The organism is Micromonospora sp. NPDC047465 (genome assembly GCF_040643125.1).
GTDB lineage: Bacteria > Actinomycetota > Actinomycetes > Mycobacteriales > Micromonosporaceae > Micromonospora.
Genome location: NZ_JBEYTP010000001.1, coordinates 44,756 through 57,359, shown reverse-complemented (window position 1 = coordinate 57,359; position 12,604 = coordinate 44,756). Strand labels below are relative to the sequence as shown.

Below are 12,604 nucleotides of genomic sequence, written 5' to 3'. Positions count from 1 at the left end.
GAGCTCCATGTCATCCTCCACTTCTCCGCCGGCGCGTCTCGCCGGCACAGGTAAGAGGCGACGAGCCCGTCAGAGGATTCGGGTTCTGACCGACCAACTGCAACGCCGAAGTGCGCTCGCCCGCGCTCGACGACGAGGCAGCCACCTGTACGAAGATCGTCTGCAATTCACTGGGAACAGTCTCCTGCGGACGCGGGCTACCCGAGAGCCTGCCGGGCGGCCTCGCCCATGGGGTCGTCGCGGGTGGGCAACTGCTGGATGGTCGGCAGCACTTCCTCCTGGAAGACGCCGTGCAGCCGGCGCAGCTCCCGCGCCGGATGCTCGGCGTCGTCGACCCGCACATCCCAGAGCGGGTACGGCTGATCCCCGATCACCGTCACGGTCGCCGACCGTGCGCCGTGCCGGTCACCGCCGGTCTCCTCGCCGGCCTCGATGGCCAGCACGAGCCGCTCCGCCAGGTGCTCGCCGTGCCTGTCGGTGGGGTGGCAGGGCGGTGCAGGGCCAGTCGTACGGCCTGCGAAACACTGTCCGACGCGCCATGATTGACGGGGGTTGCCTTCGTTTCTGCATCACATCAGGCCCCGCACGTCAATTTCCCCTGTCGGCCAAGGATGTCTCAGTGAGCGACACACCGAATCTCGGTCCAGTGCCCCAGCGGATTGCCGTCGACGCGGAACAGGTGCAGCGGCTCATCGCCGACCAGTTTCCTCAGTGGGCCGACCTCCCGGTTCAGCCCGTAGCCGACGGTGGCTGGGACAACTGGACCTTCCACCTCGGCACCCGAACGTTGGTGCGTTTGCCCAGCGCGTCCGAGTACGCCTTGGCGGTCGACAAGGAACACAGGTGGCTTCCGGCGCTCGCTCCCCGACTCCCGCTGCCCATCCCCGCCCCGCTGGCGAAAGGCAAACCCGGCGCGGGCTACCCCTACTCGTGGTCGATCTACCAATGGCTCGACGGCGAACCTGTGAGCGCGGACCGCATCGCCGACCCCGTCCGATTCGCGGTCGACCTGGCCGAGTTCCTGGCGGCCTTACAGAGCATCGATACCACTGACGGTCCCCGCCCCGGCCAGCACAACTGGTTTCGGGGCGGCACGCTGCGCACCTACGACGGGGAAGCCCAGCGCGCGCTCACGGCACTGGACGGCCACGTCGACACCGACCTGGCTCGCGAAATCTGGAAGAGCGCACTGAACGCACGCTGGGACGGTGTCGACAGCTGGTTCCACGGGGACATCGCATCGGGAAATCTCCTGCTCAACGACGGGGAGTTGGCAGCTGTCATCGACTTCGGGACATGCGGCGTCGGCGATCCGGCCTGTGACCTGGCAATCGCATGGACATTGCTGACCGCCGACGGCCGGCAGGCGTTCCGGGAGCGACTGTCCGTCGGTGAGGCGACATGGGCGCGCGGGCGCGGCTGGGCCCTCTGGAAGACGCTCGTCACTTGCGCCGCTACCTTGGGCGATGCCGACGAGTCGGCCGCGAGCGCACTGCGCGTCCTCGGCGAGATCTTCTCTGAATACGCGGCCAGCGCCGTCACCGTGCCCCAGCCATGAACAGCCACCACGCATTACATCGACATGTCGCCCGTACGTGAGATCAGGGGGCGATGGCCACACAGTGGCGGGGATGCAAAAGATCAAACCCTATTTCCTACGTCGTTGACTTACCGGAGGTCGGACAGCCGTGCAGATCTACTACCTCGAAATCGTGACCAAGGAAGTCGACGTGGTGTGTGCCACCTACGCAGCAGCGAATGGGGTGCAGTTCGGCGAGCCGGATTCCGGGCTCGGCAACGCACGGACGGCCGAAATGCCGGGAGGCGGGCTGGTGGGGGTGCGGGCGCCGTTGCGCGAGACGGAAGAGCCCGTGGTGCGGCCCTACTGGCTGGTAGATGACATCGAAGCGGCCGTCGCAGCGGTAGCGGAGGCCGGCGGCGAGATAGCCGTGGAGCCGATGGAGATCCCTGGGCATGGCACCTTCGCCATCTACGTCCAAGGCGGCAACGACCACGGCTTCTGGCAGCGGTAGACCATCAGCCGAGACACCTGTCAGGGATCACCGCGAGATCAGGGACTACGGGTGCATGATCACGACGAGCTAGCGCCCGGGGTCTGGACCTGGCTGCAAGCCTGGTACGCGACTCAGTGCGATGGCGAGTGGGAACACGAATACGGCATTCAGATCGAGACGGTCGACAACCCCGGCTGGTCGGTCTGCATCGACCTGGGCGATACGGCACTGTCAGGGGTGCCCTACGAGCGGCAGGAGTTCCATCGAAGCGCACACGATTGGATTATGACCTGGGTCGAGAAAGACCAGTTCCGGGCAGCGTGTGGACCACTGAACCTCGGCGAGGCGCTACACCTGTTTCGGCGGTGGACCGAAACTACGACCCGCTAGCCCGGGCCACAGGCTTGACAGAAGTAGGAGCGTCCAACTTCGCCAACAGCCGGCTGTCCCGGTCCCGGGACCTGCGTGACCGGTCGGAATCAGAACGTGCGTGACGCTCCGTCGAGACTTGTGGAGATCGTCAACGTGGCGTTGCAGAAGCGGGCGGTTGCATCCAGGGCGGCTCGCCCAGCAGTTCACGGCAAGCCGTCATCAGCTTCTGCTGGGCTTCGGCGATCCGGGCCTCGGCCTGTGTCATGTCCGCCTTGCCCTGGCTGCCCAGGTCGAGGTCGCGGGCCTCCTGAGCGGCCTCCATCAACTCCCGGCCGGCGGCACTGACACCGGGATCGACCGAGCCGCTCGCCCGCATGCCTGCAAAGCGATTCATGGACCAGAAGAGATTTTGGTCCTTCACCTGGGTCTCTACATGGGCACAACCGGCGCGGCTAGCACCGTCTGGGGTGGGTCGACTGGCAGCCGGCTTCTCGTCTGCGCAGGCGGCAAGAAGCAGGACGGCGCCCAGCAGACCCGCGGTGAGGGGACGGTTCACCGGAGAATCGTAGACCGACGATCATGGCGACCGGCGGTAACCTCGCCACCAAACCGCTGCGACAAGCTAGGCCCGACGATACTCAGCCGAGCGTCGGCTGCTGTACCAGCCAGGCTCCTGGCTCAAGCGGCCGCACGAGGGCCGTTGACCTGCGGAAAAGTGGGCCGCCAGGGACTCGAACCCTGAACCTATGGATTGCCGGCGAGCGGGTTGGATGGGGTGCCGTTCGAGGTCATCCGGCCTGCTGGCGCTCGTCTCGGTCCAGTTCGGCTGGCACGGTTGCTGTACTTCGCTGCTGTACTGCTGGCGTCACACGAGGCGCTGGATGCGGACCTTGGGCTGCTCGTTCCTGAGGTGGCCTTGCTTGTGCTGGCGGACCTGCTCGTCCCAGACCTCCTGGTCGTAGTCGGGGTTGGGCGGGATCCACTTGTGGGAGCCGTCGCTGTAGTGGAACTTCTCGTCGCCGGGTCGCAGGATGCTCATCGGGTCCAGCCGAGGAAGCGGTGGTGCAGGTGGCCGGCGGGGACATGGGTCAGGTCCTGGGCGGCGTCGACGAGCTGGGCTGCCAGGTAGAGGGCTAGCGACACCGGGGCGCGGTCGTACTCGGCTCGCAGCTCTCCTCGGCGCGTCTGGCAGGGCCAGTCGGCACCGCAGCCGCCGCAGATCCAAGCTGGCGTGACTGGCAGGTGAGTCGTCATCTCGGCGTCTCCCGCGCGGCCGGCTGGCCCGTTGGCCGGGCACCTCGCCGGTCATCCTGTGAAGGCCAGTGGCCTCGATTGATCGGGATCCGATGCGTTGTACAGCAGGGCAGCTCGCTTCCGCATCGGCAGACCCTCCGCCATCGCTCCCATGACCAGACCGGCCGGTGCCGTCTGGCCAGAGTGAGCGCGACAGCGATCAGGTACTCCTCGTACGAGACACGAGGCATCGGGCCCCCCTCGGCTCTCAATCAAGGTCGCGGGTGCCCCCACAGACCGGCTCACGGCGCGAAGCCGCAGCCCACATCACCGTAACGACGTAGGACTGTAGATACAATAAGATGTAGAGCTGTTGGACACGTAGCGTCACTTTCGTGATCGACCCGAGTGCGGATCGCGCTGTGTTCCGGCAGCTCGCAGACCTCCTGCGAGACCGGATCACGTCTGGCGACCTCGCGCCTGGGGCTTCACTGCCCAGCGAACTGCGATTGGCTCAGGAGTACGGGCTGAGCCGCACGAGCGTCCGACAAGCGGTAGCACTGCTCCGGTCGGAAGGGCTCGTGATCGTGGAACCGCCGCGCGGGACGTTCGTCCGCGCTGTCGAGCCGACCGAGACGGTGACTCTCCTCAAAGGCGACACCGCCACCGCTCGGATGCCTACCCCTGTCGAGCGGCGCGAACTGGAGATGGGCGAGGGTATTCCGGTCATCGTGATCTTCCGCGCCGACGGCTCCCGCGAGCTGTACGCCGCCGACCGCATCCGCGTCGGCCGCTGACGCAACCTCGGCGAACCCCGGCGGGGGGATGCGGACTCAGGTTGTCGGCTACTGACACCTGTTGGCGGACCGCGTCAACGAGCAGGGTGCCGGACGTCGTCGGTTAACGTTCCGGACCGACCCGCATCGAAGCTCGCGCCGTCTCCTTGCTGCCTCGCTGCCTGACGTGTCGTTTACAAGCTCTGTGCGGTTCCTCCAGCATCTTCTGCCGGCGTTCGCGAACTCGGCGTTTGTCCTCCCTCATCCGCCAGCGGGCGCCTGGGCTCTGCATGTTATGCCGGGTCGGTAGGCAGGTCGGACGGCGTGACGTCGATTTTGTGGGTCAGCAGGGCGTCCAGCAGCGCCGCGCGCGCCGTCTGGGCTCGAGCCACCTCGTCCGAGGTCGCTCGCACCTGCCGGTCGATGGCATCCATCATGTCGGCGATCTCCTTCTGCGTGTCAGGGAGCGGCACCGGAACGGTCAACCGTTCGAGCGCGTCCTTGGAGACCCGAACGACCTTGGTATTCGAGATAACGGCCGGCAGCTGCGCACGGAACCCAGGAGACGCGAACACGTAGGACGCAAACCGAGGCTCCAGCTCGTGCTCGAAGATGTACGCGTCGTCATGTACCGCCACGTCTTCGTCGCCGAGCCATGCAACGGCCTTCAGCACCCCGTCGAAGTTCTCGCTGGTGCCGGCGATCACAAGGTCGCCCGGCTTGGCGAACCGCAGCTTGGGGCGCATCGCCTCCGGCAGCCAGGAGTGGACCTCGTCTGTGTGCGCGCCGAAGTCCGTGTGGATCTGCGAGTAGTGGATGCAGCCGATGCCGCTGTCGACATAGTCCGATTTGATGAATCGTTTGCCCCGAGTTACGGAGCCGAGTTTGCCTATCGGCTTGTCGGTCCACGAGTCATCCCGTCGCCGTAGCAGCTCGTCGAGCAGGGCCGTCCGGGCTGCCGCCGCGGCTTCCACCTCGGCCAGCAATGCTTCGATGACGGTGTCGACAGCGGTGATGACCTCGAGGATGCGGTCCTGCACCTTCAGTGGTGGACACGCGACCTCCAGCCGGAGGAAGTCGGCTTCCTTCAGCCGGTTCCGGCTCACGGCAGCTGATCCTGACGACAGGCTTAGTGCCTTGGCGGCGAAGACAGGCGACGAGCAGTAGAGGGCGAGGAACTCGGGCGTCGCCTGCGTGGTGTCCACCTCGAATTGGGGAAACTCATTCGACACCACGACTCCGTCATAATCGTCCGTGACGACTGCGAACGACTGCTTCCAGGCAAACAGCCGGTTGTAGACCAGTAGTCCCGGCTTCAGCGCGTAGCACTTTCCCTTGACCGCAGAGCCCTTGCGCTCCTCGCGCACGAATAGACCGTCGCCGTACCAGCGCACTCCCGCGAATCGAACAGTGTCGTCGTCGTTAGGGGTGACCAATTCCGGAACGTGCTGGGTTACCAGCCGCTCAAGACGAACAGAGTGCCACTCAGTCATCGAAGCCGCCAATGCCTGCGGCCGATAGCACCGCCGCCATCGCCGCCTGGGCTTCCTCGCGGACAGCACGGGCTTCCTGCCAGTCGGCGATCGCTGTCTCCAGGTCATGTGACTGCGTCTGTGGCCAAGGGTTGTGCCGGACGCCGCGCGGCATGAACCGGCCGGCATCGTCGAAGACCGGTGTGCGCCAGGACCGGGCCTCTCGGTCTTCTAGACCATCACGGATGGCGCGTTGGACGTTAGCGGCGATGCCGCCCCATCGGCCGGTGTCGCGGCGTCCATGCGCGAGCTGCACCTCGTGCCCATCGTCCTCCATGTCGGAGAAGGTCACGAGGGCGTCGTGGTCGTGACCGTTGCTCGTTTTGGTGAAGCCGAAGATCGACGTCTTCACGCCGCGCTTCTGCTCGAAGAAGAGCTGCTGGGGCATATCGATAATGAAGTCGAGGCGTGCACGCTCGAGGATCGCGAGAGCTGCCTTCTGGTTCGAGTTCTTCGACAGCGTGTTGTTCGGCATAATGATGACTAGCCGACCACCCTCTTCGAGGTACTCGATTGCTGACATCGTGAAGTTTATCGGGTTATCGTTCTCGTACGGCGGATTGATCACGCACTTGGTCGGTTTCAGACCCTTGACGTAATCGCGGAACTTCTCATCTCGCTTGGCCACCGTGAACGACTTGCCTCGCGTGATGAGCGAATCGCGGTAGAGCAGGTTTGACCGGCCGTCGCCGTGGAGAAACATGTTCGAGCAGGCGAGAGCGAACAGGATCGGGTCCAGCTCCAGCCCGATCAGCTGGTGCTCGTGTATGTGCTCGATCCTCTTCCCGTCGCCGTGGGCCTTTTCGACGAGTTGCTCCATAGCGTCCATGAGGAACCCGCCGGAGCCCATGCAGGTATCGAGGACAACGTCGTCGCGCTCCAGCCGGGCCAGATCGACCATAAAAGTCTTGATGTGGTCGGGCGTCAGGATGATGTTCTTATTGTCCATCTTGCCGGCGCGCGACAGAAAGATTTTGTACGCGCGGCCAAGGATGTCCCGCTTCACCGAGCGCTTGGACGGCTGGTGCACCCTCTCGTCAATCTCGCCGATGATCTCCTTATACTCGTCGAGCGGGATGTCAACGGTCTTCACGAACGCGAAGCGGTCGCGCCAGTCGATCTGCTTCGACTCGGAGTTGATCTTTTTCTCCAGCTGACGGGTGACAGCATCGACGATCTGATCGTTGAGATACCTGGCCCCGACCAGCCGGTCGTCCTCGGGCTTGCTGATCGACCTGTAGAGGTTGCGGAACGGCTCGTCGTCGAGCGCGATCATCAGCGCCGAGAAGAACAGCGAGCGCTCAGTGTCCCGCACCCGCGAGTCCCTGTGGAACCGCTCGTTGAGCCGCCGCAGGAAGCGTCGCAGCTCGATATCGGAGAGCGGATCGCCGATGGCTGCAGCCGCGTAGTGGTTGGTGAGCGCTTCCAGGCTTACCAGGCTCTGCATGCCTTCGAGCTCTTCAATCTCTTCGCTGTCGCCTTTGCGCAGCAGATGCGTGACCCGCAGGCTCTTAAGGGTCTGGCCGGAGACGGCGATGCCGACGATGTCGGTGTGAGGCACGGCGTTGTTGGTCATGTAGCTGCGTACGTCAGCCAGGGCGGCGGCGTGATCCGATCGCGGCCCGGGCTCGCCGGACTTGGCCTCCACGACGATGAGCCACGAGCCCATGTCTTTGAAGAAGTCCGGGAAGCCATCGTCGGTCGACCCCTTGCGCTTGGACCGGAAGCCGAACTTCTTCGGAATGTCACGCTTCTCGACGAACGTTGAGGCCCCGTAGAACTCGCGGAACAGGTTCTCCGTGGTGCTCTCTGCCATGGCCAGCTCCTACTTCTGTCCCTCACGCGTTGAAGCGGAACATAGGGCCGCTGCCCTGTCACCAGCTGCAACGGCACTGCACTCCTGCTCACACGGCGTCCGAGCTTCGCACGACTGATCACTAGTCGACAACGCTGGAGAGTGTGTTGTGCCCCTGCGCGCCCCGCAGACGCGTGCCTGACCCTCCTGGCCGATGATCACCGAAACGTATCGCACATGGTTCGCACGGCGGCTCCCTACCCCAGGGAGGTGAACTCTTCCTGGAGTGATAGTCCTCCGCGCGGACTATCAGCAGCCGCTCACGGAGGTGATCAGAGAGGGGGAGCCGCTGCGGGCTCCTGAGCGCTCAGCCGGCCCCACGGGGAAGCTGCCCGTGCCGCATCGCTCGGCGACTACCTGCTGCCATCCCGTTTGCCGTCGACCCGCCCTCCTGGGGAGCGGGCCGCCGCCCGGCCCGCCGCGTCAAGACGGCCTTGACGTGCGTACGGACGCTGGCGGGCCGGGCGGTGGTCTGCTCGGCTCGTCCGGGTCGACGGTGGGCGGGATGGCTCCGACCACAACCACCCACGGACCGCGACTCGCCGACGGGACCCCGGCCATCCTGGAGCCGGAGCGCCCCCGCCGGAGGCGCAGTAACCGCATCCCCGCCACCCGGGCCGACAGCCGCCGACGGACCCGGCGTGCGCTCCCCTACGCCGCGCGGTGCTTGCCGCGCGGCCCGGCCGGCTGCCGGCCCCACCACCCACCGGGAAACGGCCTGTCGCCATGCGGCGGCCCACCGGGCTACCCGCTGTCCGCGCCAGCCGCCGGGCGTGTTGCGTGGCCGGAGCGGAGCGACAGCGGAGTGCAGGTCGCGCGCCCAGGCGGCGGCGCGTGCGGCCCGTTGCGGGCCGCCTTGATAGACGTACAGAAAGTCCTCCCACACCGCCCGGCAGCCGGCCGTTCCGCCGCAGGAGTCACGACGGGTTGACGTGTCGGTACCCGGTGCTACTCTGGCGCTCGTCGAGCACGCTAGCGCGGCCTTCCTGCCGGATCGCTGGACTCGACGTCGGAGATGCCGAGCGGCCTTCCTGCCGCTGATGCGGGCCACGCACCGCCGGCTCTCGATCGCAGCGGCCGCTGTGCCGGCCTCCCGAATCCGCTGAACGGCCCGGCACGGTCTTTCTGCCGTCTACGTTGGCCGGGATTCGCACATCTACGGGTGGGGGCAGTCTGCGGCAACCCGCCGGATGCCGACATCCAGGCTCCCCACCCGTGCCGGCCTCAATTGCCAAGTCCAGAAGAGTGAAAGGACATGACCCATCGGCGGGAAGTGGCACGACCACGATTCCGCCCTCCGGCGTCAGCCGCCCTCTCGGCGGTGCCAGGAGACACGACGAACACCACCAGCGGACAGGCGTCCAGGGCTGGTGGTGCTTCGTCTCCCGTCCCTGCCACCCCCTGATGAGGAGACAGTCGTGTCCAGCACCCCGCTCACCCTCTACCGGCCCGGTCTCGCCGTCGGCCGTGACGCCCAGGTCCTGCACCGCGCCGCCTCTCCGGCGTTCTCCGGCTGGCTGGAGCACACCCGCCCCGCCGGCGGCTGTAGCCGTCCGATCCGCCTAACCGGCACCATCGTCGCCGTCGACCGGAACACCGGCCACATCACCGGCCAGCTGCACACCGACGAACTGCCCGACCGCACGCTTTACAAGGCGTGCGGCAACCGCCGCGAATCGGTGTGCCACGACTGCGCCTGGATCTACCGGGGCGACGCCTATCAAGTCGTCTGTCGCGGCCTGACCGGCGGCAAGGGCGTCCCTGATTCGGTCGGCCGACACCCGGTCGTCTTCGCCACCTTCACCGCCCCCTCCTTCGGCCCCGTCCACCACCGGCACGTCCCCCGGCACACCTGCCGCAACCAGCTCGCGAACACAGCCGCCCGACAGCGACGCGAGAGCAGCCGTGTTGGCCGGGAAGAACTTGCCCACGAATCCTGGCTCGCCGGGGCCGCCGCATGAACCACGACCTCCGCCCCCGCTGGTACTCGCCCGCTGAGGTCGCCGTGCTGCTCGGCTTCGGCATCTCCAAGGTCAAGATGAAGATCGCCACCGGCGAACTGCGCTCCACCAAGGACGGAAAGTACCGCCGAATCCTCCCCGAATGGGTCGATGACTACATCCGCGATCAGATCGAGCGGCAGGAGGCGGCCTGATGTCCGGACGTGCCCGTGCCAACGGCGAGGGGTCGATCTTCGCGTACCGGAACGGCTTCGCCGCGTACGTCTGGGTCGAGAAGCCCGACGGCAAGCGGGGCCGGAAGTGGGTCTACGGCAAGACCCGCGAGGAGGTCCACGACAAGTGGATCAAGCTGCACGGGCAGGCCAAGGCTGGGCCGGTGGCGACGCGCTCCCCGACGGTGGGGGAGTACGCCGGCTACTGGCTGCGTGAGATCGTCAAGCCGAACCTGGCCCCCGGCAGCTACGTCACCTACGAGGTGGTGGTCCGGCTCTACCTCGTGCCGGGGCTGGGCCGGAAGCGCCTCGACAAGCTCCGGGTCAGCGACGTGCAGACCTGGATCAACGAGGTGGGGCGGACCTGCCAGTGCTGCGCCCAGGGCAAGGACGAGCGGCGAAAGCCCGCCCAGCGTCGCTGCTGTGCCCTCGGCCGCTGCTGCCAGGATCTGCCCTCGGCAACCAGCGTCACACACCTGCGGACCGTGCTCCGGACGCTGCTGTCCCAGGCCATCACCGAAGGGCTGATCTCCCGCAACGTCGCGTCCCTGGTGAAGCTGCCACCGGTCCGGAAGCGCAAGCGGAAGGCGTGGACGAGCGACGAGGCCCGGCGCTTCCTGGAGTCGGCCCGCGCCGACGACGACCCGCTCTACGCCGCGTACGTCCTGGTCCTGGTGCTCGGTCTGCGCAAGGGCGAGATGTTGGGGCTCACCTGGGCCGACGTCGAACTCGACGCGGGGGAGTTGACCATCGACCGGCAGCTCCAGCGGGTCGGTGCCGAGCTGTTGCACCGGGAGACGAAGACGGCCGCCTCGGACGCCACCCTGCCGCTGCCGGACATCTGCACCGTGGCGCTCGACCGCCGCCGCGCCGCCCAGACCGCCGCCCGGGATGCCGCCGGCCCGGCCTGGCAGCCCTCAGACCTGATCTTCACCACCCGCTACGGCCGACCGGTCGAGCCACGCAACTTCAACCGCTTCTGGGACCGGCGCTGCGACGCAGCCGGGGTCCGGCGGATCACCGTCAGGGACGCCCGGCGGACCTGCGCCTCGCTCCTGGCGGACCTGGACGTCCATCCCCGGGTGGCGATGCAGATCCTCCGGCACGCTCAGTTCGCCATCACGATGGAGATCTACACGGTGGTCTCCTCGGCGGCCACCCGCGACGCCCTCAAGCGGCTCGGCAGCGCGCTGGACCGGTGAGGCGCTACTGCTGTACTTCGCTGCTGTACCGGCCCGGATCACAAAGACAGCGGCCCCGGAAAGGGCCGCTGAGCTGGAACAGAGTGGGCCGCCAGGGACTCGAACCCTGAACCTATGGATTAAAAGTCCACAGCTCTGCCATTGAGCTAGCGGCCCGCGCGCTCAGGTTACCGGACGTCGGCCGGCGCCGACTCCCGGCTTCCGCGCCGCCGTCGATACGCGCAGCTCAACGAGGGTGCGCCGGGGGCGGCCACGGAGCACCCGCCCCGGCCGGGGACGGGCGCTTCCGGGCGTACGGGATGAGCGGTCAGGCCCGCCCGGCGGTCCGGGCGACGAATGCGCGCCAGGCCGTGGGGGCGAAGGTCAGGGCCGGGCCGGTCGGGTCCTTCGAGTCGCGGACGGCGACCACGCCGGGCAGGTTGTCGGCCACCTCGACGCAGTTCCCGCCGCTCGAACCGCTACGGCTGGACTTGCGCCATCGGGCGCTACTGAGGTCCATGATGGCTCTCCACTTCCTTCATGAGGTCGATGGACTGCCGACGCGGGAGCGCTTCGTTTCGCACGCCCTCCCACTTCGCCAGAAGGCTAGCCACATCATCCTTGCTGTCGGCCACGACTCCGCCAAGCTGGTTCTCCAGGTGCCCGACCCACCCACCGTCGGCCGACCGAGCCAGCGCGAAGGGGCCGGACAAGCCGATGTGCAGCCCGGTCGCCGCCGGGATCACGTGCACGTGGACGTGGGGCAGCTCCGCCATCGCGACGAGGTGCGCGATCTGCTCGGCCATGATGCCGCTGAATCCGTCGCCCGTCCTGCGCAGCGCGGATTCGTCCAGGACCGCGACCAGTTGCGGCGGGTTCTCGCCGGTCAGAATCCTCTGCCGGTCCATCCGGGCGCTCACCTGCTGGTCGACCTCCGTCGCCGACATCAGGTCGTTGAGGCGCATGACGACACGGGCGTAGTTCTCGGTCTGCAGCAGGCCGGGGACCAGCAGCGGCTCGAACAGCCGGAGTTGCCTTGCCGCGCGTTCGGCGTCGAGCCAGGGGAGGAACCAGGACGGTGCGCCGACGCTGGCGACGAGCCGTTCGAAAAGCCCGCCGGTCTTGAGCGCCCGGTCGGCGCCCTTGATGAAGTCCATCGTCAGGGCGCGGGTGCCGCCCTCGACGGCGCTGACGTGTGACGCGCTGAACCCGGCACCCCGACCGAACGTCTCCTGCGTCATGCCGGCACCACCTCGGGCGCGGCGGATCTCGGCCACGACGAAGGCGGCGAGCGGACTCGGCACGTCGGCCATTCAGGGCCTCCCAGTTTGAAGATCGACTACCCGCGGCGCCACCCGCCGGGCGCGGCTTCGGCCAGCCCCACCCGGACGCCCGCAGAGCCTTCCGAGCGTAGTCGCCTCCACAGCAGAGTGTCACCAGCGAGGGCCGCTCGTGGAGCACTGGCCG

General features: G+C 67.1%; 14 protein-coding genes, 1 tRNA gene and 1 pseudogene. 7 read left to right on the top strand and 9 right to left on the bottom strand.

Annotated features, from left to right (window positions below):
* Nucleotides 1–197 precede the first annotated feature (197 nt).
* Nucleotides 198–458 (bottom strand): DUF1028 domain-containing protein, encoded by a 261-nt coding sequence (locus tag ABZ793_RS00300; RefSeq protein ID WP_357450581.1) that lies wholly within the window; start codon nucleotides 456–458, stop codon nucleotides 198–200.
* Between the two features lie 161 nt (nucleotides 459–619).
* Here ABZ793_RS00300 and ABZ793_RS00295 point away from each other — a divergent pair, with 161 nt between their 5' ends.
* The 3 genes and pseudogenes from ABZ793_RS00295 (at nucleotide 620) to ABZ793_RS00285 (ending at nucleotide 2,405) form a co-directional block, all read left to right on the top strand.
* Nucleotides 620–1,558, top strand: a complete 939-nt coding sequence (locus ABZ793_RS00295; RefSeq protein ID WP_357449587.1) for an aminoglycoside phosphotransferase family protein — start codon at nucleotides 620–622, stop codon at nucleotides 1,556–1,558.
* A gap of 414 nt (nucleotides 1,559–1,972) precedes the next feature.
* A pseudogene (locus ABZ793_RS00290) lies at nucleotides 1,973–2,092 on the top strand (hypothetical protein); the annotation flags it as partial.
* Nucleotides 2,085–2,405 (top strand): immunity 53 family protein, encoded by a 321-nt coding sequence (locus tag ABZ793_RS00285; protein ID WP_357449584.1) that lies wholly within the window; start codon nucleotides 2,085–2,087, stop codon nucleotides 2,403–2,405. The pseudogene ABZ793_RS00290 and the gene ABZ793_RS00285, both read left to right, overlap by 8 nt.
* A 130-nt stretch (nucleotides 2,406–2,535) precedes the next feature.
* Here ABZ793_RS00285 and ABZ793_RS00280 read toward each other — a convergent pair whose 3' ends face one another.
* The 3 genes from ABZ793_RS00280 to ABZ793_RS00270 all read right to left on the bottom strand — a co-directional run bounded on the left by ABZ793_RS00280 (nucleotide 2,536) and on the right by ABZ793_RS00270 (nucleotide 3,641).
* Nucleotides 2,536–2,943 carry a hypothetical protein gene (locus tag ABZ793_RS00280; protein ID WP_357449582.1) on the bottom strand — a complete coding sequence of 136 codons (408 nt, stop codon included), beginning with the start codon at nucleotides 2,941–2,943 and terminating at the stop codon, nucleotides 2,536–2,538.
* A gap of 309 nt (nucleotides 2,944–3,252) precedes the next feature.
* Entirely contained in the window at nucleotides 3,253–3,426 is a 174-nt protein-coding gene (locus tag ABZ793_RS00275) for a hypothetical protein (RefSeq protein ID WP_357449579.1), read from the bottom strand.
* Nucleotides 3,423–3,641, bottom strand: a complete 219-nt coding sequence (locus ABZ793_RS00270) for a flavin reductase (protein ID WP_357449576.1) — start codon at nucleotides 3,639–3,641, stop codon at nucleotides 3,423–3,425. Before ABZ793_RS00270 ends, ABZ793_RS00275 begins: the two co-directional genes overlap by 4 nt.
* 374 nt (nucleotides 3,642–4,015) lie before the next feature.
* On the opposite strand from ABZ793_RS00270, the gene ABZ793_RS00265 reads away from it, so the two are divergent.
* Nucleotides 4,016–4,417: a winged helix-turn-helix domain-containing protein gene (locus ABZ793_RS00265; protein WP_069088172.1), complete on the top strand. Its 402-nt coding sequence runs from the start codon at nucleotides 4,016–4,018 to the stop codon at nucleotides 4,415–4,417.
* A 272-nt stretch (nucleotides 4,418–4,689) separates the two neighbouring features.
* Here ABZ793_RS00265 and ABZ793_RS00260 read toward each other — a convergent pair whose 3' ends face one another.
* Complete coding sequence (locus tag ABZ793_RS00260; protein WP_357449572.1) at nucleotides 4,690–5,889, bottom strand: restriction endonuclease subunit S; 1,200 nt, start codon at nucleotides 5,887–5,889, stop codon at nucleotides 4,690–4,692.
* The gene (locus tag ABZ793_RS00255) at nucleotides 5,882–7,744 is read right to left on the bottom strand and encodes an N-6 DNA methylase (protein ID WP_357449569.1); all 1,863 of its coding nucleotides are present in this window, start codon (nucleotides 7,742–7,744) and stop codon (nucleotides 5,882–5,884) included. The genes ABZ793_RS00260 and ABZ793_RS00255 overlap by 8 nt, the downstream gene beginning before the upstream one ends.
* Before the next feature lie 1,457 nt (nucleotides 7,745–9,201).
* Between ABZ793_RS00255 and ABZ793_RS00250 the strand changes: the two genes are divergently transcribed.
* From ABZ793_RS00250 to ABZ793_RS00240, 3 genes are read left to right on the top strand one after another with little or no spacing between them, the layout of a single operon-like run.
* Nucleotides 9,202–9,744 carry a replication initiator gene (locus ABZ793_RS00250; RefSeq protein WP_357449566.1) on the top strand — a complete coding sequence of 181 codons (543 nt, stop codon included), beginning with the start codon at nucleotides 9,202–9,204 and terminating at the stop codon, nucleotides 9,742–9,744.
* The gene (locus tag ABZ793_RS00245) at nucleotides 9,741–9,938 is read left to right on the top strand and encodes an excisionase family DNA-binding protein (protein ID WP_357449563.1); all 198 of its coding nucleotides are present in this window, start codon (nucleotides 9,741–9,743) and stop codon (nucleotides 9,936–9,938) included. The genes ABZ793_RS00250 and ABZ793_RS00245 overlap by 4 nt, the downstream gene beginning before the upstream one ends.
* The gene (locus tag ABZ793_RS00240) at nucleotides 9,938–11,158 is read left to right on the top strand and encodes a site-specific integrase (RefSeq protein WP_357449560.1); all 1,221 of its coding nucleotides are present in this window, start codon (nucleotides 9,938–9,940) and stop codon (nucleotides 11,156–11,158) included. Before ABZ793_RS00245 ends, ABZ793_RS00240 begins: the two co-directional genes overlap by 1 nt.
* An 84-nt stretch (nucleotides 11,159–11,242) precedes the next feature.
* Here ABZ793_RS00240 and ABZ793_RS00235 read toward each other — a convergent pair.
* The 3 genes from ABZ793_RS00235 to ABZ793_RS00225 form a co-directional block, all read right to left on the bottom strand.
* Nucleotides 11,243–11,314, bottom strand: a tRNA-Lys gene (locus ABZ793_RS00235).
* A 151-nt stretch (nucleotides 11,315–11,465) separates the two neighbouring features.
* On the bottom strand, nucleotides 11,466–11,657 hold the full coding sequence (locus ABZ793_RS00230) for a DUF397 domain-containing protein (RefSeq protein ID WP_357449556.1): 192 nt from the start codon (nucleotides 11,655–11,657) through the stop codon (nucleotides 11,466–11,468).
* Nucleotides 11,644–12,450, bottom strand: a complete 807-nt coding sequence (locus ABZ793_RS00225) for a helix-turn-helix transcriptional regulator (protein ID WP_357449553.1) — start codon at nucleotides 12,448–12,450, stop codon at nucleotides 11,644–11,646. Before ABZ793_RS00225 ends, ABZ793_RS00230 begins: the two co-directional genes overlap by 14 nt.
* Nucleotides 12,451–12,604 lie beyond the last annotated feature (154 nt).